The organism is Bradyrhizobium sp. SZCCHNGR1005, assembly GCF_032489995.1.
In the GTDB taxonomy this organism is placed as follows: domain Bacteria; phylum Pseudomonadota; class Alphaproteobacteria; order Rhizobiales; family Xanthobacteraceae; genus Bradyrhizobium.
On record NZ_JAUEZC010000007.1, the window covers coordinates 150,246 to 169,727 of the forward strand.

Here is a 19,482-nt window from a genome sequence, read left to right on the forward strand (position 1 = left end):
CTCGCCCAGACTCCCACGGAAATGGGAGTGCATGACATGACGTCCGACGCCGCGAGCTTTGTCGCTTTCAGCGGGGATCACCTGGATGCCGCGACGCGGCTGTCGCAGCAGGCGCGCTGGCCGCATCGTCGCGAGGACTGGCAGATGGCGCTTGCGCTCAGCAAAGGCTGCGTCGCCATCGCCGCGGATGGTCGCGTGATCGGCACTGTGCTGATGACCCCCTACGGCACCGACGCAGGCACCATCAACATGGTCATCGTCGATGAGGCGGAGCGGGGGAAGGGGCTCGGACGGCGCCTGATGCAGCAGGCGATGACGCTCGCGGGCGATCGCCGGCTGCAGCTCGTCGCGACCGAGGACGGCCTGCCTCTCTATGAGAAGCTCGGCTTCCACCGGACGGGTGAGATCGTGCAGCATCAGGGGCACCTTGCGCAGGCGGTGGCGCGGACCGACGCCGTGCGCGCAGCCCCGCCGGAGGACGTCTCCGCCATGACCGCCCTCGACGCTGCGGCGTTCGGCGCGGACCGCAGCGATCTGATCGCCCATATTGCGTCGGTCGGCGAGTTCGCGGTGCTTGAGCGACAGGGCCAATTGACCGGCTTCGCGGTGCTGCGCCGCTTCGGCCGAGGGCTCGTGATCGGCCCTGTGGTCGCGTCCGATCTCGACGACGCGAAGGCGCTGGTCGCGCATTTTCTCGCTGGTCGCGAGGGCGAATTCATCCGTGTCGACACCGGCATCGAGAGCGGCCTCACGCCGTGGCTGAGCAGCCTCGGCCTCGGCCATGTCGGCGGCGGCATCGTCATGCACCGACCCGCCGCACAGGACAGGGCTCAGCCATCCCCGACATCATTTGCCTTGGCCAGCCAGGCGTTCGGCTGAACCGGAGATCATCATGCTCAGCAACTCGCTCATCGAACTCGACCGCGCGCATCTAGTGCATCCGGTCACGTCGTATCGCGGACACGAGGCGTCGGGCGCGCGCGTCCTGGCCTCGGCCAAGGGCGCGATCGTCACGGACGCCTCCGGGCATCAGCTGGTCGACGGCTTCGCCGGGCTGTGGTGCGTCAATGCCGGCTATGGTCATGAGAGCATCGTCGAGGCGGCTGCTCGGCAGATGCGCGAATTGCCTTACGCCACCGGCTATTTCAGCCTTGCCTCGGAGCCCGCCATCCGGCTCGCGGCGGCGCTCGCCGAGCGCGCGCCCGGCGACCTCAACCACGTCTACTTCACGCTCGGCGGCTCGGACGCCGTCGACAGCACGGTGCGCTTCATCCATTACTATTGGCACGTGAAGGGTCAGCCGCAGCGCGACCAGTTCATCACCCTGCAGCAGGGCTACCACGGTTCCTCGACGGTCGGTGCTGGACTGACGGCGCTGCCGGCCTTCCACGCCAATTTCGGCGTGCCGCTCAACTGGCAGCACAAGATCCCCTCGCATTATGCGTACCGCAATCCGGTCGGCAGCGATGCCGATGCGATCATCGCGGCATCGCTTGCCGCGCTCGAAACCAAGATCGCCGAGGTCGGCGGGCCGGAGCGGGTGGCGGCGTTCTACGCTGAGCCGATCCAGGGCTCCGGCGGCGTGCTGGTGCCGCCCGACGGCTGGATGAAGGCGATGCGCGAGCGCTGCCGGCAGCACGGCATCCTGTTCGTCGCCGACGAGGTGATCACCGGCTTTGGCCGCACCGGACCGCTGTTCGCCTGCACCGACGACAAGATCGTCCCGGACTTCATGACCGTGGCCAAGGGCCTCACCTCGGGCTACGTCCCGATGGGGGCGGTGCTGATGTCCGATCACGTCTATGACGTGATCGCCGACGGGGCAGGGGCCTCGGCTGTGGGGCACGGCTATACCTATTCGGCGCATCCGGTGAGCGCAGCCGTCGGCCTTGCCGTGCTCGATCTCTACGAGAACGGTCTGCTGGAGAACGGAAGGCGCGCCGGCGCACGGCTGATGGCAGGCCTGCGCGCGCTGCAGGATCATCCGCTGGTCGGCGAGGTCCGCGGCCGCGGCCTCCTGGCCGCCATCGAACTCGTGGTCGACAAGGAGAAGAAGACGCCGCTGCCGGCCGGCGTCGAGCCGTCGCGCCGCATCTTCGATCGCGCCTGGGCCAATGGGCTCGTCATTCGTGCGTTCCCCACCGGGGTGCTCGGCTACGCGCCGCCGCTGTGCTGCAGCGATTCCGATATCGATGCCATCATCGAGCGGACTGCCCGAACGCTCGACCAGACCCTGGCCGACCCGGACGTCCGCCAGGCGATGGCGTGAAAGCGGGCACGGGCAGATCGTCGCGTGTGCAGCAACGCCGATATGTCGGCGCCTGCTCCTATTCGCAATTTTGTGCCGTCGGGTCCCCACAATTCGGAAGTTTTCGCCGGAACCCGGCTCCACACTAGGACCGTCATCTAAGAGACACCTTACGCCAGGATGAACACGATGGATCTCGCCCAATTCAGGTATCTGACCTTCGACGTGGTCGGCACGCTGATCGACTTCGAAGGCGGGATCGTCACCAGCCTCGCCGAGATCGCCGCGGAATCGAACAAGGTCATCGATGGAGAGCAAGCGCTCAGCCTGTACCGCGCTGCACGCTACGCCGCCGATGCCGATCGTTTCCCGGATGACCTCGTGCGGGTCTATGACGTCATTGCGCCGCAACTCGGCCTGCCCAGGCAGACCGCGTTCGGCGAGCGCTTCCGGGATTCCGCCGCGCGCTGGAAGGCGTTTCCCGATAGCGCCGCGGCCATGGCCCGACTCGCCAAGCGCTACAGACTGATCGCGATGACCAATGCGCGGCGCTGGGCGCTGGATCATTTCGAGCGCGAGCTGGGCTCCCCGTTCTACGCGGCCTTCACGGTCGACGACACCGGAACGGAGAAGCCGGATCCCGCCTTCTTCACCCATGTGTTCGATTTCGTCGCACGCGACGGTGGCAACACGTCGCAGATCCTGCATGTCGCGCAGAGCCAGTATCATGACATTGGCATCTCCCGACAACTCGGCATCACCAATTGCTGGATCGAGCGGCGCCACGACAAGCAGGGCTACGGCGGCACCATCGAGCCCGCGTCTTTCACGAAGCCTGATTTCCATTTCCACTCCATGGCCGAGCTGGCCGACGCGGTGGACCACGTGCCAGCGACATGATGAGCTGCTGACAACTTCATTCTGCCGGATCGCAAACAGGGGAAGGTTGACATGAGCGACACGATCACCAACTGGGCTCCGAGCGACGATGGGCTGATCGAAGCGGCGATCCGGCGTGGTGCATCGCGTCGGGATCTTTTGAAGATGATGTTTGCCAACGGCGTCGCGCTCGCCGCCGGCAGCACCATCCTAGGCCGCGCCGAGCGCGCGTACGCGGCAGCGCCGAAGAAGGGTGGCTCGATCAAGGCGGCGGGATGGTCGACCTCGACCGCCGACACGCTCGATCCGGCCAAGGCGTCGTTCTCGACCGACTATGTCCGCTGTTGCTCGTTCTACAATCGGCTGACCACGCTCGACCAGAACGGCGCGGCGCAGATGGAGCTTGCGGATTCTGTGGAGTCGACGGATGCGCAAACCTGGACCATCAAGCTCAAGAAGGGCGTCACCTTCCACGACGGCAAGCCGCTGACGGCTGACGACGTCGTGTTCTCGCTGAAGCGGCACCTCGACAAGGCGACCGGCTCCAAGGTGGCCAAGATCGCGGCGCAGATGACCGGGTTCAAGGCTGTCGACAAGTCCACCGTCGAGATCACCCTGGCGAGCCCGAACGCCGACCTGCCGATGATCCTGGCGCTGCATCACTTCATGATCGTGGCTGACGGCACCACCGACTTCTCCAAGGGCAACGGCACCGGCGCCTTCGTCCCCGAGGCGTTCGAGCCCGGCGTGCGCTCCATCGGCGTGCGCAACAAAAACTATTTCAAGGACGGGCCTTACCTAGACCAGATCGAGTTCATTGCGATCACCGAAGAGAACGCGCGCGTGAACGCGCTGCTCTCCGGCGACATTCAGCTCGCGGCCAGCATCAACCCGCGCTCGCTCCGGCTCATCGAGGGCAAGGAGGGGATTGCTCTGTCGAAATCGACGACGGGCAACTACACCGACCTCAACATGCGGCTCGACATGGCGCCGGGCAACAAGAAGGACTTCATCGATGGCATGAAGCACCTCGTCAACCGCGAGCAGATCGTCAAATCGGTGCTGCGCGGCTTCGGCGTCGTCGGCAACGACCAGCCGGTCTCCCCGGCGAACTTCTTCCACAATCCCGACCTGAAGCCGAAGCCGTTCGATCCCGAGAAGGCAAAGTCTCTGTTCCAGAAGGCCGGCGTGCTCGGCTCGTCGATCCCGGTCGTGGCATCGGAAGCCGCGAACTCCGCGATCGAGATGGCGATGGTGATCCAGGCCTCGGCCGCGGCGATCGGCCTGACGCTCGACGTGCAGCGCGTCCCGTCCGACGGCTATTGGGACAATTACTGGCTGAAGGCGCCGGTCCATTTCGGCAACATCAATCCGCGCCCGACCCCGGACATCCTGTTCTCGCTGCTCTATGCCTCGGAAGCGCCCTGGAACGAGAGCCGCTACAAGTCGGAGAAGTTCGACAAGATGATTCTCGAGGCGCGCGGCCTGCTCGACCAGGCCAAGCGCAAGCAGATGTATGCCGAGATGCAGGTGATGATCGCGGAGGAGGCGGGCACCATCGTTCCGGCCTATATCTCCAACATCGATGCCACCTCGTCCAGGCTGAAGGGCTTGGAGCCGAGCCCGCTCGGCGGCATGATGGGATATGCCTTCGCCGAATATGTCTGGCTCGATTCGTGAATGTGGTCTGAGATGCGGGGCGCCGGTCGTTGAGGCCGGCGCCCTTGCGACGAACTCTCTCTCTGATCAGGCTCGCGGACGCCCAGTGTGAAACATCGGATCGCCTCACTCGTCCTTGCCCGGTTGGCCATCGCGCTGGTCACAGCGATCATTGTTTCGTTCGCCGTGTTCTTCGCCACCGCCATGCTGCCGGGCGACACCGCGACCATCCTGCTCGGCCAGGCCGCGACTCCGGAAGCGGTCGAAGGCCTGCGCAAGGCGATGCATCTCGACGATCCCGCGATCTTCCGCTTCCTGCGCTGGCTCGCCGGCGTGGTGCGAGGCGATCTCGGTATCTCCTATGCCAACAACATGCCGGTCGCGAAGCTGATATCAGGACGGCTCGTCAATACCCTCAAGCTTGCCGGCCTCACCGCTGTGATCTCGGTGCCGCTCGCACTGACGCTCGGCGTCACCGCGGCGATGCTGCGCGACACGTTATATGATCGCTGCCTCACCATCGCGATCATCGGCGTCGTCTCGGTTCCGGAGTTCATGATCGCGACCCTCGCCGTGCTGCTGTTTGCGGTTTATCTCAACTGGCTGCCGGCGGTGTCCTTCACCAGCGAGATCCGTACCGCCTATGATTTTGCGCGCGCCTATGCGATGCCCGTCGTCACGCTCACCATCGTGATCTCGGCGCAGATGATCCGGATGAGCCGGGCGGCTGTCATCGAGACTCTGAACACGCCCTATGTCGAGATGGCGCTGCTGAAGGGCGCCTCGCGCGGCAGGCTCGTGCTGCGCCACGCGCTGCCGAATGCGCTCGGCCCGATCGTGAATGCGGTGGCGCTGTCATTGTCCTATCTCCTGGGCGGGGTCATCATCGTCGAGACCGTCTTCAACTATCCCGGCATCGCCAAGCTGATGGTCGATGCAGTGTCGACGCGTGATCTGCCGCTGATCCAGAGCTGCGCCATCATCTTCTGCTTCGGCTACCTCCTCTTGACCACGACGGCCGACATCATAGCCATCCTGTCCAATCCGAGGCTGCGATGATGAGTGCCGCGAGATCCACTCCGCGAAGCCCGCGATTTGGCTACCGCATCAATGCGGTCGGCGTGGCTGGGGCGCTGATAGTGCTGTTCTGGATCGTGGTGGCGCTCGCTGCGGCAACAATCATTCCGCATCCGATCGGCGACATCGTCGATACCGACTATTTTGGTCCCATGAGCCGCGAGCTGTGGCTGGGCTCCGACTATCTCGGCCGCGACATGGCCTCGCGCATCCTGATGGGTGCGCGCTATACGCTCGGCATTTCCGTGGCGTCGGTCATCATCGCCGGCGTGTCGGGCGTAACGCTCGGCATGATCGCAGCGATTACCGGCGGTGCCGTCGACATGGTGCTGAGCCGCTTTCTCGACGCGCTCAACTCGATCCCGAACAAGCTGTTGAGCCTTGTCGTCGTCGCCGCCGTGGGCTCGTCGATTCCGGTTCTCATCGTCACCATGGCGGTGATCTACATTCCCGGCGCCTTCCGCTTCGCCCGCGCGCTGGCCGTCAACATCAACACAATGGACTTCGTCGTGGTGGCCCGCATCCGCGGCGAGAGCCTGTTGTATCTGATCCGTGCGGAGATCCTGCCCAACATCATCGGTCCCGTGCTGGTCGATCTCGGCTTGCGCTTCGTCTTCATCGTGCTGCTGCTGTCGGGGCTGTCTTTCCTCGGCCTCGGCGTCAAGCCGCCCTATGCGGATTGGGGCGCGCTGGTGCGCGAGAACATCGGCGGGCTGCCCTATGCCGCGCCGGCGGTGATCTTTCCATCGCTGGCAATCGCGAGCTTGACCATCGCCGTCAATCTCCTGGTCGACAATCTACCGACCAAGATCCGCGACCGGGAGCCATCCTAGATGACGAGTCTCGTGCAGATCCGCGGTCTTCGGGTCGAGGCGACCACCGATTCCGGCCGCATGATCGAGATCATCAAGGGCGTCGATCTCGAAATCGCCGAAGGCGAGATCGTCGCGCTGATCGGCGAGAGCGGCTCCGGCAAGACTACGATCGCCATGACCCTGATGGGCTATGCGCGCGCCGGCTGCAAGATCGTTGGCGGCACGGTCGTGGTCGATGGCGTCGACATGGTGGCGCTGCCCGAGAAGGACAGGGCGGCCGTGCGCGGCGCCAAGATCGCCTATGTGCCGCAGAGCGCCGCCGCGGCGTTCAATCCGGCGATCCGCATCATGGACCAGGTGATCGAGGTCGTGCGTATCCATGGCGTGATGCCGCTGGACGAGGCCCGCACCAAGGCGGTGGCGCTGTTCCGCGCGCTGTCGCTGCCCAACCCCGACATGATCGGCGATCGCTATCCGCATCAGGTGTCCGGCGGCCAGCTGCAGCGGCTCGCCGCGGCGATGGCGCTGATCGCGAATCCCAAGCTGTTGATCTTCGACGAGCCGACCACGGCGCTCGACGTCACCACCCAGGTCGAGGTGCTGCGCGCCTTCAAGTCGGTGATCTCCGCGCATCGGATCGCCGGCATCTACGTGTCGCACGATCTCGCGGTGGTGGCCCAGATTGCCGACCGGATCGTGGTGTTGAGGAACGGCGAGGTGCAGGAATCCGGCACGACCGCCGATATTCTCGAGCATGCGCAGCATCCCTATACGCAGCAGCTGCTCGCAGCTGTGACGCCGCGTCATGCGCCGCGGGCTGAGGTGTCCGAGCCCACCGCGGTCGAGGCGCTGCTCGACGTCCATGAGGTGTCGGTCGGCTATGGCCCGCCGCGCTCGGACGGCAGGCCGGCGATCGTGGCGGTCGACAACGTCAGCCTGCGCGTGGTGCGCGGGCGCAATCTCGGCATCATCGGCGAATCCGGCTGCGGCAAGTCGACACTCGCCCGCGCCATCGCCGGCATCCTGCCGCCATTCGCGGGCGGCGTCGTGTTCGATGGGCGCGAACTGGGGCGGAGCGCGCGCAACCGCAGTGTGGATCAGCTGCGCGAGCTGCAGATCGTGTTCCAGCATGCCGATACGGCGCTCAATCCGGCGCAGACCGTCGAGGACATTCTCGGCCGCCCGCTGACCTTCTACCACGGCATGGCGCGCAAACAGCGCAACGCCCGGATCGACCAGCTGTTCGACATGGTGAAGCTGCCGCGGAGCTTGCGGCTGCGCCGTCCGGCCGAGCTCTCGGGCGGACAGAAGCAGCGCGTCAACTTGGCCCGCGCGCTGGCGGCGGACCCGAAGCTGATCGTCTGCGACGAGATCACCTCGGCGCTCGATACCGTTGTCGCCGCCGCGATCATCGATCTCCTGAAAGAGCTGCAGCGCGAGCTCGATCTTGCTTACGTCTTCATCAGTCACGATCTGTCGGTGGTGGAAGCGATCTGCGACGACATCGTCGTCATGTATCGCGGCCGCAAGATCGAGCAGATCACGCCCGAGGCGATGGCAAGGCCCGAGCATCCCTACACGCAGCTGCTGCTGTCCTCGGTGCCGAAGCTCGATCCCGCCTGGCTCGACAATCTGCGCCAGGATCCCGAGCAGGTCCGCGCCTACTGCCAGCGCTGACGCGCAGCGCGCACCTAAATCTGGAACAGGCTGGTCAGCGGCAGATAGGGTTTCACGATCGGCGACTTCAGCACGACGAAGCTGAAATACTTTTCGATGCCGATGTCCATGTCGGTCAGCCGCTCCATGATAGTCTGATACTCGCCGATTCCCGCGGTGACGAACTTCATCATGTAATCGTAGCCGCCCGAGACAAGGTGACACTCGATCACCTGGTCGATCTTATCAACCGCCGCGAGAAAGCGGGCGAAGTCGATCTGGCGGTGGTTCTTCAAGGTGACCTCGGTGAAGACGGTCAGCGTCTGGCCGAGCTTGGAGACACAGATCTGCGCCGAATAGCCCTCGATGTAACCCTCCGCCTGCAGCTTCTTCACTCGCATCAGGCAGGGGCTCGGCGACAGGTTGACCAGCTCGGCCAGCTCGACATTGGTGACGCGGCCGTTCTTCTGCAGTTCGTGCAGGATCTTGATGTCGATGCGGTCGAGCTTCATGCAGCCGGGGTCCCGTGTGACGACGCGTCCTTTTCCCACTACAGCAGAAAATTCTGCAATTGGGTCAATGAACTTCCGTAAAGCAAGAATGGGGCCGCAATCGTCCGAATTATGCGATGCAAAACAATACACTGAGGGTGTGATGCCCCGCAGAATGATATGCCGTTCGGTTGCCAAATCCAGCCCCCGCGGTGCCGGATGCCGTTCTAACCTGACGCCGCAGAAAGCCGGAGAGACCGCATGCCCGCACCGCTGGTGCACGTCGAAACATCGCCCACGCTGCCGGAGCATGCAGATGCCGTCGTCATCGGCGGCGGTATCGTCGGCGTCTTCACGGCCTACAACTTGGCGCGGCGCGGGCTTGCGGTCGCCCTGATCGAGAAGGGCCGGATCGGCGCCGAACAGTCCAGCCGCAACTGGGGCTGGTGCCGGCAGCAGAACCGTGATGCACGTGAGCTGCCGATGGCGACCTTGAGCCTCGATCTGTGGGAGCGCTTCGCCGCCGACAGCGGCGAGGCCACCGGCTTCTCGCGCTGCGGCCTGTTCTATCTCAGCAATGATGAGGCGGAGCTGGCCAGCTGGGCGCGCTGGGGCGAGTTCGCCAAGACCGCGGGCGTCACCACGCACATGCTCGACAGCCGGCAGGCGACCGAGCGCGGCGCGGCCACCGGGCGCAGCTGGAAGGGCGGCGTGTTCTCGCCGACCGACGGCACCGCCAGCCCCGCGGATGCAGCGCCCGCGGTGGCGCGCGCCATCCTGAAGCAGGGCGGCACCGTGCATCAGATGTGCGCCGTGCGCGGCGTCGAGACCAGCGGCGGCCGGCTGTCGGCCGTCGTGACCGAGCGCGGCAGCATCCGCACAAAGATCGCCGTGCTCTCGGCCGGCGCCTGGGCCGCGTCGTTCTGCCATCAGCTCGGCGTCGCGCTGCCCATCGCCTCGATCCGTTCCTCGGCGCTGGCGCTGTCGCCCTCCGCGGAGCCGCTGCCGCCCGCGCTGCACACCGCCGCAGTCTCGATCACGCGGCGCGGCGATGGCGGCCATACGCTTGCCATCAGCGGCCGCGGCCGCGTCGACCCGACCTTGCAGCAGCTGCGCTTCGCGCCGCAGTTCCTGCCGATGTTCGTCAAGCGCTGGCGCAGCCTGCTGCCCGGCGGCCTCGAAGGCCTGCGCTCCGGCCACGAGACGCTCGGCCGCTGGCGGCTCGATGAGCCTACGCCCATGGAATACACCCGGATCCTCGATCCGAAGCCGGACCAGGCGACCATCCGCCTCACCCATCGGCGCGCGGTGGAGTTGCTCCCGGCGTTGAAGCAGAGCCAGATCACGGCGACTTGGGCGAGCTATATCGATTCTACGCCGGATGGAGTGCCTGCCATCGGCGAGCTCGCCGCGCTGCCCGGCCTGATCGTCGCGGCCGGCTTCAGCGGCCACGGCTTCGGCATCGGCCCCGGCGCCGGCCATCTCATCGCCGATCTCGTCACCGGCGCAACGCCGATCGTCGATCCCAAGCCCTATGAGCCCGCGCGTTTCGCGCGGCATGAGTCCAAGAAGGTCGCAGACTTCTGACGGTCGCCTTACAGGGACTTGAGCCCCCGACGAAGTGACGGCCGCACGGTTCGCCAATTTCCCCTTTGCACTTCCACGGCCTTTCGGCTGCGGCCGAGTTCGTTCGGTCGTTTGGGTCATGCTCCTAAAGAGCTTTGCAGAACAATGATGCCGTTTCTCCCCAAACGGATTGCTAATCCGCTGATCTTGTTGGCTTTCCCCGCTTCCCTAGGGAGCGCCATTTCCCGGCGCTCAACCTGATATCTCCGACCTGTAAGCGCGGCTTCGCAGCCTCGCGGCGCGCTTTCGCGTCCGAGCTTTGCTCCTTCGACGCCCTCCTAAGAGAAGGGCGCAGGGAAGGCCGGGTGCAGGCCGCACCCATGGCCCGCCTGCAGAAAGAAAAGCAGGCGGCAGTCACCACAGGATTGGCCGAACAACCGGCCTTCCCTGCGCGATGGGTTGAACGGCTGCTCCGTGCTCTCCCAGGGGACCGGGCTTGCTTGCCCCCGTCATCGGGATGTCGCCGACCAAGACACCAGCGTCGGGGTGTCGGGACCACACGGCTTGACCGTCCGCTTAAGGTCGTTCGTCCGCACGCGAAACGCGCACTGCGACCCCAGGCGGCCACCGCATCTCCCGCTCCACGGTCCGTGACGATCGCGAAACGCCCCTTCTAGCCGAGCAGGAGACGGCGAGAAGCATCGATCTGATTTGCCCGACGACACAAGGCCGGATTTGCCCGACGGAATGCGGCAAACTGGCACGACGGGCAGCTTGGGCATGGGTGCGATGCGGGAGCAAATTTCTGACGGCGGCGAGATTGAGTGCAGCGCTATCGTAGTCCCCACCGACGTTGTGGCGGACACACTTGCATCGACTTAGAGATAGGTCAGACTAGATCCAATTGACTATGAATTATAGCTGGTCCGGCCAGGCAGCGCGGTTGCCCGATACACGCGGGAAGCGTAATTCAGATACTCGTTTTGATTGATTTGTTGCGTTTTCGGCGTCGGCCGAGGGGGGTAGATGGCAAAAAAGCAAATCGACCTGCGAATGGCCATGAACGCGATTTCGGACGTGGTCCAAAATCGACCGCGGCCGCTCCGGGAGTTCGATCAAATATACATGAAGAGCGGCGACATGGTCATGCAGACGGAGTTCGTCGCAAACTGGGTCGAAGACAAGAATGTCGCATTCATCGGGGACGGCGACGCGATCAGCATTTCGATCGCCTATTTCAAGCGCTGCGGGATCACTGAGTACGGTCCGAAGTCGGTCACGGTCTTCGATTTCGACGAACGCATCGTCGAGGCCATCAGGCGCTTTGCCGAGAAAGAGGACATACCGAACTTAACTGCTGAACTCTACAACGTGTTGGACGCGTTTCCAAGACCAGGCGCGTTTGAGCTGTTCTACACCAACCCACCGTGGGGCCAGCACAACGACGGCGAAAGCGTCAACGTGTTCACGCAACGAGGTATGGAAGCGGTAGGCTACCGCGGCGACGGGATGATCGTGATCGCCGACGATAGGGAACTGGATTGGCCGAAGCAGGTCTTGAGCAAGGTACAGCGCTTCGGAGCGGAGAGCGGCTACTTCGTGTCGAGGATGATGCCGCGTCTCCATCTGTACCACCTGGAGGATGCGCCTGATCTGCAGTCTTGCAATCTGATTTTGTCGGCAGTGCCCGGCGAGGTAAGAGCCGTGGATAGCAAGGCTATCGTAGAGCCGGAGCGGCTCAACAATTTCTATGGGCGATCGAAAGCTCCGCGAGTCCGCTATGTCCGCGAGAAGAAGCGGTTGAATTACGGCATGGCGAACGAAGATGAATACGAGTTGGTTCTGCTGGAGGGACAGTCATGACGACCATCATCCGTCCAGGTGCGGGCATTCTCTACATGAAGGTGGGAAAGCACGCGCAGGAGTCCCTCGCGGACATCATCAAGCGGAAGTCGGAAGAGATCAAAAAGGCTGGCTTCGGCATGTGGGGCTACGGCGGCAACACTTGCCATCCGACGACGATGGTTCAGCCGTTCGCGGAGGACATTCAGAAAAGGGGAGGGCCGATCTTCCTCTGCATGCAGGCAATGGATTCGAAACACGAAGCCGATCCGGTGAGAGCCCACGAATACTCGGTGGACGGGTTGAAATGGCAGGAGATTCCGAAGGACATCAACGTACGGGGATCGCGCTACGCCTTGATGATCAAGAGCCTCAGGGAGGAGGAGCACGTCCTGAAATTGCACGAGACGCGCGTTGCCGTAGGACCCAATGCCGGCCGCGTCGGTAGCCGCTATATCAAGGGGCGGGTCGATAAGGCGTGCCTGCTCGTGGATGAGAAGCCCGAATTGGCTAACCAAGAGGAAGCCTCAGACATCAACATAAATCTGGTCGCCGAATTGGTCGATCCCTATTCGGTCTTTCTGAGGGATCCGCGCTAGGCGGTAAGCTTGTCGCAGAGCAACTCGCCACTGTTACCCCGCAGGTGCCCAATGTAGCTGTCCAGCCCCTCTCGCAAGTTCTGCTCGTCGAATGTCGACGAGCATCCGAAGCAGATGGACATCGCCTTGTCCACGGCAGGTTCGGCACATACCGAAACCGCGAGTGCTCGCCCGCCCTTCTTGATGCAAATTCCGAGCATGACCTGTTCGAAGCACCCGAAGCGCCCAGCGAGGACGGGAACGATTTCAAGATCGGTGGCCAATCGCCAAGCGGCGGCAACGGCCCGCTTGTCACCCGTCACCATGGCTTTGGCCGCCCGATTAACCAGCACGGCGAGCAATTGGCTCTCACCCGAGTCGAACGCGTAACCGGCCGACAGCGCGTGCTCTTCGTAATGCGCGGCTAGACCGAGTTCTGCATCGTCGGGTTCGAGGGCAGAGATCGAAGCGAGCACGGCCTCCAGCGACTTCGCGGCCCTCTGCCGACCGACGATCTCGCGCGACTTCTCGATCTTCCGCTTCAGGACGAATTTTGCCAGCGCAAGACCGGCCACGTCGCGGCTTCCGCCAGCCAAAATGTCGATAAGATCGGGCGCCAAATCGTAGCATGACGCCTTGAACAGGACGTCGTTGTCGACGAGCACGAGTTCAGCCATTCGGCATTCCCATGATCGTCCGCAGAAATTCCGCGGAATCATCGCTCATAGCGGACCAATCTATCTGATCGTCCGCAAAGCCGTTCACCTCGCGCCATACCGGCTTATTCTCGGAGTAAATGTGACGCAAAGCCGCCATGGCGCGAGCCCAGTTCTCGGTGCGATAGGCGTAGCAGAGAGCGAGCGTTCCGGGTTCGATGCCCCGCTTCGGGCCTTCCTCCTGGACGGCTGCCGCAAGCTGCCGTGCGCCGAATTTGTTGATGTTGGTCCGTATGTCGGGTTCGGAGGACCCGGTCAACAGAGCGAGCGCGTATCTGTCAGCGGCCTTCTCGTCGTCGTCTTCCTGTTCGCTTTCGACCGGATCGTCGAGGTCCACGATTGCCGAAGCGCCATTGAGATGCCCGAGTGAGGCGTGCCCCAGTTCGTGCGCCAGCGTGAATGCCACAGGCGCCGGGTACTGCGCATCCTTTCCCAGGAGAACCGCGAAGCGTCCGTTGGCCTCAACGACCATTGCGTGCATTGCCTTCGTCGCGAGCGGAAACACCCGAAGATGGATGACTGGGATGCCGAGTGCCCAGCAGGTTGCCAGAAGAGACGTGAGATCGACGAATGGCGCACCGCCGTTGCGTATGGCGTCACGAAGTTCCTCTGCCGAGGGCGGGTGGATGGCCGCCCCGCCGACACCCTGGAGAAGGAGGTGTGCGACCGCGACTCCGAAGGAGGCGAGCGCGGCCTTCTGCGCCGCTCCTTCTCCAGACAGGTGCTTGAAGCGTGCCGTATCGCGCCAGACGAATTCCACGCGGTCGTTCGACAGGGCCTTCGGCGACACGCCGAGCTTGCGGGCAAGGGCGAACCGCAATTCGGCGCGGGCCGAAGCCGATCCGTCCGCCTCTTCGCTCCACCAAGTCGGCCACGCGGCGTCGATAGCCTGATCGCTCAGGCCGGCGTCTTTCAGATCCTTCCTAAGTTTGCCGGACTCAGCCGTCACTTTGTCACCGCCCGTCCGTCGATGATTCCTGTTTCGTTCTACATGCTTTTTGGAGGCTAGAACAGCCTGGACTGAAATTCGGTCGCGCTGGAGGGTCCCGACCGCATATCGAAGACTATCCGCAGCCACTCGCCTGGGCTTACGGACGACAGGTTCGCCAAGATCCGTTCGAGCATCAATCGTCGATCTGCGCTCAGATCGATCGGGTCTCCCAGTCGGACCCAGTAACCCTGCTCGAGCTTAGCCCTGAGATTTACCTTGTACGCGGGAGTGGCCGCTTCGCTGGAGACGCGCCGGAGCAGGGCGGTGACTTGCGACGCGCCTACGGCTCCCCCAGTGTCGGAGACGTTGCGGTAAGCGCTCGGGTCGAATGGTCCAAAATCGCCCAGCCTCAGCTGCTGATCCGATCGGCACATCAACGCATAGTGGACGTTCCTGACCCGTATGCCGACATCTGCTCTACTCGTAATGAGGGTGGCCGGCGGCAGCGGCTTCTCCCGGCCGGAATGATCGAAGAAAGACCGCCAGATGCGAAGACGGCTGGGGACGACATCAACCGCTTTTGGGCGAGACTTCATGATCGAGAAGACGACGTCGACATCCGCGCCGGCGCGAGCGAGTTGGGGGATGGATCGGGAAGGCGCATTGCCCACGCCCCAGCAAAACACGCCGTTCCCGGCCGAGCGTTCGAGCTCCTTCCTGTCGATGATCGCCTGAAGCTCCTGGCCGGCCTCGGTCTGCATGCGCGACCAGCAAACGGTCTCCGTCAACGAGGCGCGCGGGGGCGAGCTTTCTAGCGGCAGCGATCGGGTACGGGCAAGCATCGGCATGATCCTGAATTCTTCCCAAGACCGTAAACTCCGGACAAGCAAGACGCAAACGCCGTACGGTGACATTCCCGCCAAGTTCCATGTATAGATGTGTTGAAAGCCGGTGGAAATCCTGTTGTTCAATTTTTCCCATATCGTCCCATGAGCGCTGGTCGCGAGCCAAACTGGAACCCGGTGTCACGGGTGCATCCTTCGGTCTGGACGGAGGTCGTGGGGCTGTCTTCGAAAGATCGGGTGTCGATTCCGCTGATGGCCCGGCGACGTGTGGAATGGCTGTCGACTGGGACGACCGAGCTCCTGGCGATCCTCGAAGCCAACGGATCGGCCGAGGTCGTGTCGTGGAAGGGGGAGGGAGCGGACCGGATCGCCCAGATCGAAGCGGTCCTGCAAGGTCTCACCGAGCCGGACCGAAGCGAAGTCGCGCTGGCGGCGATGGACCGGTACATCCGGCTCCACCTCGACGGCACAGGACGTATGGTCCTGCCGACGACGCTGCTCTCGCACCTCGAAGCGGTCGATCCGCCCGCTCTCCGGCTGGTGGTGCGCGATGGCAGATTGTGGTTCTGGTCGGAACGACGGTGGCGCGCAGGCCAGCTGAAGCGATACCTGCAGATGGCGAAAGCCATCGAGGATCGCAGCCGCAATTCAGGAGCGCGATAGTCTCGCGACGAGTTGAGATGCCAATTGCTCGCTTGGCACGGCGGAGTCGAAGAAGTGTATCGCCGTCCCGAGGTGCATTCCGTAGGTGATGGCGACGCTGGCCTGAAGTTGCGTGTGGAAGCGCGCTTCCTCTTCCGTGATCTGCGGTCGCCCCTGTGCGTTGGCAGCGATGCGTTGGAGCGCCACCTCCGGTTCGGTGTAGAGCACCCAGATCTGGGTAGGCCCGAGATTCTCGAATTCCTTGAGGCTATAGGGCGTTACCCGATAGCCGTAGTTTTCCTTGGTGACCGCGTGGCTGTCGATAATAACGGGGCACGTCGCCCTGTGCATCGCCACGAAATCTAGTAGCTCACGATCCACTGCCCGTACATCGTCGAGGGTTATCGCTCGCGCCGATTGGGACCGGAGTTCAGCCTGATCGCTCACCCGGCCTGAGCCCAGAAGCCTTGCCGTCAGTCGTTCGCCAAACTCGAAGATCTGTAAATCCTGAATCTGAGCTTTCAAAGCCCGAGTCAGAGTACTCTTGCCTGTAGCCGGTGCCCCAGTGAGGTAGACCACTTCAGCCATTCGAACTCCGAGCGAAGTAACAAAGGTAGTAACTTAATTTTTCTGATTCCCCATTGCCGCACGAGCGCCGGAGATCCGAAGCGATAAATGACGTGCCGCGACAGTGCACTAAACATTTGCGCGTCGTGCGGCGACTTGAAAAGCATGGTCTCAACGAACTCGCGGCTGGATCAAGTGTACCGGAGCAACACGCAGTCGAACGATGCCCTCGCGCCGCTACTGTAGCCTCACCACCAACCCCAGCGGCCCCCGAAACCCGAGCCCGTGCCACCGCACGCTCGCCGCATCCACCAGCTCCATCTTCGGAAACCGCTCGAACAGCATCGGCAGCAGGATCGTGCCGACGGTGCGGCGGGAGAGGTGGGCGCCGGCGCAGTGGTTGGGCGCGCAGCGCGTCGTGTTCGCTGTCTTCGAACAGGTGCTCGTCGCGACTGGCCGACGGTGATAGTGCGCGAAATAGCGAGACTTGGCGCCGTCTCCATTCGGAGTTGGATCGCAGCGCGGGATGGATCGCTGAAGTGCACGTTCACCGTAACAAGTTGGGGTGGCGCGCTCGTTTCAGTCCCTGGGAATCACCCGTGGCTGTTCACAAAGCGGAAATCCGGCCTCCGCGGCTTCCGGCCATGTTGCTTTCTGGCCGTACATAAGATGCGCGCCGCCGCCGCGAGGATCGTAACAAGATACGGCGTGAATGGCTGCCTCCCACATGTCTCCTGATGTGCATTCGGCTGCCGCCTGCTCAGCTTTGCTGCCACTCATGTATTTTTGTGCACCGCTATAAAACCAGCCGATCCCTTTGCGATCTTTTTTCTTTACAAGAGCAGTAAGCATTTTTACTCGCTCTTCTCGAGATACGTCGGCTTTCTCACATTTGGTTGTCAGTACGTCACTGGTTCCCCAACAGGATTGGTATGCTCCTTCACCTGCGTACCAATTCCAAACCATGTGCGTTTGCATTTCAGTATAGTTGCAGGCTGCGAATGACACATTTGTGCCCGCCAAGATAAGCAAAATAACAATCAAATTTCTCATGGCACTACCCTCCAGCTCCTTTAGCAACAAGTTAGCTACAACAAAATTAACTGACAAGTAGTCCGTGCTGATGCATAAAAATGTCCCCTGGACGTGGCGCGGTCTAATGTCCACGTGCTAAGCGACAGCACTCAGGCGAAGAAGAGTAGCAGCTCCTCGTGCCTTTCGTCTACTGCAGCTTCACCCCCAAATTCAGCGGGCCCCGAAACCCGAACCCATGGGTGGTTACGGTGACAGTGCACTTAATTGCTGGGTATGGGCGTCGGCGCTGGGGGCAACAATCATGATCGGGTCGCGCCGGATTAAGCACACTGTCAACGTAATTCCGGTATTCCACAAGAATATCGCGGTGGATCATGCTGCGCTGCTCCGCCCTTCGGGCTGCTGCCGACTGGAACTTCGCGGGCGAGTCAGGGCCGGCCGGTCGTGCGGTTAGACGCTCAATATCGACCGCCACTGCGCTCTTGTTGCTTGATCCAGTCCGACAACGTCCGCGGTGCTGATCCGGAACGCGTAGGACGCGATTGTTTCGACGTTGCGGTGGGCTTGCTCCGCATCGTCGTCTCCAGGTACGCGCGCTGACGCCTCGCAGCGTCCGCCTCTGCACCAGCTCTTGATGCATGGGCGAGCTGCTCCGCAGCCTCTTTTTCGAGACGGAGTTTCCTCAGTCGCTCCATCTTCTCGCGTTCTGCGTCTAAAGCTTGAGACGGTTGCGTCCTCTCGCGGGCCGCCTCGGCCGAGACCAGCCGTCCGAGGATCGCGCGTTCCCCGAGCGCCTTGCACGCTTCCAGCCGATGAAGTCCCTCGACCAGGACGAAGTGGTCCTTCTCGCGCCGAATCAGGATCGCATCCTGCTGTCCGATGTCCAGAATGCTCTCCGCGATGTCTTGCACCACCTCGGGGTTGAGAGCGCTCCGTTTCTTCTCGGGAACGCGGATCTTTTCGATGGGGAAGCTTTCCGGCTCGGACACAGTTGATGCTCCCTGGTGATCGCGCCCGATCCGACGGACCGGTCGGAATGTGTCGCGGATCCCAAGTCGGAACGAGCATCGCGCAAGCGATGGAGACACGGGGCACGCGCATCCACAATAGGGACATTGCGCTTCGGATCGCAAGCGTGGCGATCGGGGCGTGCCTTGCTTGCGCGACGGCACCATCGCGACGTCATTGAATGCAGCTGCGGCGCTCAGGTGCGGGACACCCGCGAACTCGCGCGGGACGTTGAGCCGCAACGCTCAGACGGAGCGGCGCGGGGAGCCGCGAAAATCCGCCAGCGCCTTGCGGGCGACGATGCCGAGTTCCCCGAGCGTCGTCCTCCGGCTCTGGGCGGCGTCTGCCAGGCGCTGGGCGATGAAGGCGCGGACCTCATGATCGCCGCCATTCGGCAGCACGCGGCAGGTCTCTTCCAGCGCTCGTTCCATGTAGGTTTTGATGGGATCGGTCAGCTCGTACACGTTACCCTCTCGCCGAACTCGCTGAGCTCAAAGCTTCCATGCCGTCAGCATTCGCCTCGGAATGCACGCCGACTGGCCCTGAATCACATGAGCTAACCGCCGCCGGTTTGGAATCCGTTAGCCTACGGGGCAGGCATGCAACGGAGCATGCGTGCCGGCGCTGGCAGCTTCTCAAATTTGCGTGCGCCAAAATTGCGCCGCAATGCTGCATTGCGACGCGATCGTCGCGACGTGAAGACGTTGCGATCGCGGGAAGCGCGCAGGGCTTGGGAAAACAGGCCGACGATGTCTCGCGCGGCCATCCTTCGAGACGCTCGTCTCCGGTGCGTTCCTCAGGACGAGGGCGACTTCGCGGCATAATGGCGGATCCTCACCATGAGGGTCTACGATTCACCGCGGAAAATGTCCTCATCCTGAGGAGCCCGCCGCAGGCGGGCGTCTCGAAGGATGGCCGCAAAGAAGG

At 63.0% G+C, this 19,482-nt stretch carries 19 protein-coding genes and 1 pseudogene; 11 read left to right on the plus strand and 9 right to left on the minus strand.

Annotation, left to right across the window (positions count from 1 at the left end; translation table 11 throughout):
* The first annotated feature begins 36 nt into the window (after positions 1-36).
* The 7 genes from QXZ85_RS26370 (at position 37) to QXZ85_RS26400 (ending at position 8,355) form a co-directional block, all read left to right on the plus strand.
* Positions 37-879: a GNAT family N-acetyltransferase gene (locus QXZ85_RS26370; RefSeq protein ID WP_315730308.1), complete on the plus strand. Its 843-nt coding sequence runs from the start codon at positions 37-39 to the stop codon at positions 877-879.
* Positions 880-892: 13 nt separating this feature from the next.
* The gene (locus tag QXZ85_RS26375) at positions 893-2,269 is read left to right on the plus strand and encodes an aspartate aminotransferase family protein (protein ID WP_315701411.1); all 1,377 of its coding nucleotides are present in this window, start codon (positions 893-895) and stop codon (positions 2,267-2,269) included.
* 159 nt (positions 2,270-2,428) lie between these two features.
* Positions 2,429-3,148 carry an HAD-IA family hydrolase gene (locus QXZ85_RS26380; protein ID WP_315701410.1) on the plus strand — a complete coding sequence of 240 codons (720 nt, stop codon included), beginning with the start codon at positions 2,429-2,431 and terminating at the stop codon, positions 3,146-3,148.
* Between the two features lie 51 nt (positions 3,149-3,199).
* Complete coding sequence (locus QXZ85_RS26385) at positions 3,200-4,807, plus strand: ABC transporter substrate-binding protein (protein ID WP_315768987.1); 1,608 nt, start codon at positions 3,200-3,202, stop codon at positions 4,805-4,807.
* Positions 4,808-4,894: 87 nt separating this feature from the next.
* Entirely contained in the window at positions 4,895-5,845 is a 951-nt protein-coding gene (locus QXZ85_RS26390) for an ABC transporter permease (RefSeq protein WP_315768986.1), read from the plus strand.
* A complete protein-coding gene (locus tag QXZ85_RS26395) occupies positions 5,842-6,696 on the plus strand; it encodes an ABC transporter permease (RefSeq protein WP_315768984.1) in 855 nt (284 codons plus the stop codon). The genes QXZ85_RS26390 and QXZ85_RS26395 overlap by 4 nt, the downstream gene beginning before the upstream one ends.
* On the plus strand, positions 6,697-8,355 hold the full coding sequence (locus QXZ85_RS26400; protein WP_316175118.1) for an ABC transporter ATP-binding protein: 1,659 nt from the start codon (positions 6,697-6,699) through the stop codon (positions 8,353-8,355). It abuts the gene before it with no gap.
* A 14-nt stretch (positions 8,356-8,369) separates the two neighbouring features.
* Here the strand turns inward: QXZ85_RS26400 and QXZ85_RS26405 are convergent, their stop codons facing one another.
* Positions 8,370-8,846, minus strand: coding sequence for an Lrp/AsnC family transcriptional regulator (locus QXZ85_RS26405; RefSeq protein WP_315701405.1), 477 nt, complete (start codon positions 8,844-8,846; stop codon positions 8,370-8,372).
* A 240-nt stretch (positions 8,847-9,086) separates the two neighbouring features.
* Here QXZ85_RS26405 and QXZ85_RS26410 point away from each other — a divergent pair, with 240 nt between their 5' ends.
* The 3 genes from QXZ85_RS26410 to QXZ85_RS26420 all read left to right on the plus strand — a co-directional run bounded on the left by QXZ85_RS26410 (position 9,087) and on the right by QXZ85_RS26420 (position 12,832).
* Positions 9,087-10,412, plus strand: a complete 1,326-nt coding sequence (locus QXZ85_RS26410) for an FAD-binding oxidoreductase (RefSeq protein ID WP_316175120.1) — start codon at positions 9,087-9,089, stop codon at positions 10,410-10,412.
* Between the two features lie 1,005 nt (positions 10,413-11,417).
* Positions 11,418-12,254 (plus strand): bis-aminopropyl spermidine synthase family protein, encoded by an 837-nt coding sequence (locus QXZ85_RS26415; protein ID WP_316175125.1) that lies wholly within the window; start codon positions 11,418-11,420, stop codon positions 12,252-12,254.
* Positions 12,251-12,832 (plus strand): hypothetical protein, encoded by a 582-nt coding sequence (locus QXZ85_RS26420; protein ID WP_316175127.1) that lies wholly within the window; start codon positions 12,251-12,253, stop codon positions 12,830-12,832. The genes QXZ85_RS26415 and QXZ85_RS26420 overlap by 4 nt, the downstream gene beginning before the upstream one ends.
* Here QXZ85_RS26420 and QXZ85_RS26425 read toward each other — a convergent pair.
* Genes QXZ85_RS26425 through QXZ85_RS26435 form a run of 3 tightly spaced genes read right to left on the minus strand, consistent with a single transcriptional unit; the run spans position 12,829 to position 15,300 of the window.
* Positions 12,829-13,488: a hypothetical protein gene (locus tag QXZ85_RS26425; RefSeq protein ID WP_316175129.1), complete on the minus strand. Its 660-nt coding sequence runs from the start codon at positions 13,486-13,488 to the stop codon at positions 12,829-12,831. The genes QXZ85_RS26420 and QXZ85_RS26425 overlap by 4 nt on opposite strands.
* Positions 13,481-14,476: a hypothetical protein gene (locus tag QXZ85_RS26430; RefSeq protein ID WP_316175131.1), complete on the minus strand. Its 996-nt coding sequence runs from the start codon at positions 14,474-14,476 to the stop codon at positions 13,481-13,483. Before QXZ85_RS26430 ends, QXZ85_RS26425 begins: the two co-directional genes overlap by 8 nt.
* Before the next feature lie 56 nt (positions 14,477-14,532).
* Positions 14,533-15,300 carry a hypothetical protein gene (locus tag QXZ85_RS26435; protein ID WP_316175133.1) on the minus strand — a complete coding sequence of 256 codons (768 nt, stop codon included), beginning with the start codon at positions 15,298-15,300 and terminating at the stop codon, positions 14,533-14,535.
* A 240-nt stretch (positions 15,301-15,540) separates the two neighbouring features.
* Here QXZ85_RS26435 and QXZ85_RS26440 point away from each other — a divergent pair, with 240 nt between their 5' ends.
* Positions 15,541-15,966, plus strand: coding sequence for a hypothetical protein (locus QXZ85_RS26440; protein ID WP_316175135.1), 426 nt, complete (start codon positions 15,541-15,543; stop codon positions 15,964-15,966).
* Here the strand turns inward: QXZ85_RS26440 and QXZ85_RS26445 are convergent.
* The 5 genes and pseudogenes from QXZ85_RS26445 to QXZ85_RS26465 form a co-directional block, all read right to left on the minus strand.
* Entirely contained in the window at positions 15,952-16,533 is a 582-nt protein-coding gene (locus tag QXZ85_RS26445; protein ID WP_316175137.1) for an ATP-binding protein, read from the minus strand. The two genes, QXZ85_RS26440 and QXZ85_RS26445, sit on opposite strands and share 15 nt — an antisense overlap.
* Positions 16,534-16,749: 216 nt before the next feature.
* Positions 16,750-16,981 (minus strand): annotated as a pseudogene (locus tag QXZ85_RS26450) (cytochrome P450); the annotation flags it as partial.
* A gap of 110 nt (positions 16,982-17,091) precedes the next feature.
* Complete coding sequence (locus QXZ85_RS26455) at positions 17,092-17,565, minus strand: hypothetical protein (RefSeq protein WP_316175139.1); 474 nt, start codon at positions 17,563-17,565, stop codon at positions 17,092-17,094.
* A gap of 440 nt (positions 17,566-18,005) precedes the next feature.
* Positions 18,006-18,536, minus strand: coding sequence for a ParB N-terminal domain-containing protein (locus tag QXZ85_RS26460; RefSeq protein ID WP_316175142.1), 531 nt, complete (start codon positions 18,534-18,536; stop codon positions 18,006-18,008).
* Between the two features lie 264 nt (positions 18,537-18,800).
* Positions 18,801-19,019, minus strand: a complete 219-nt coding sequence (locus QXZ85_RS26465) for a hypothetical protein (protein ID WP_315701399.1) — start codon at positions 19,017-19,019, stop codon at positions 18,801-18,803.
* Positions 19,020-19,482 lie beyond the last annotated feature (463 nt).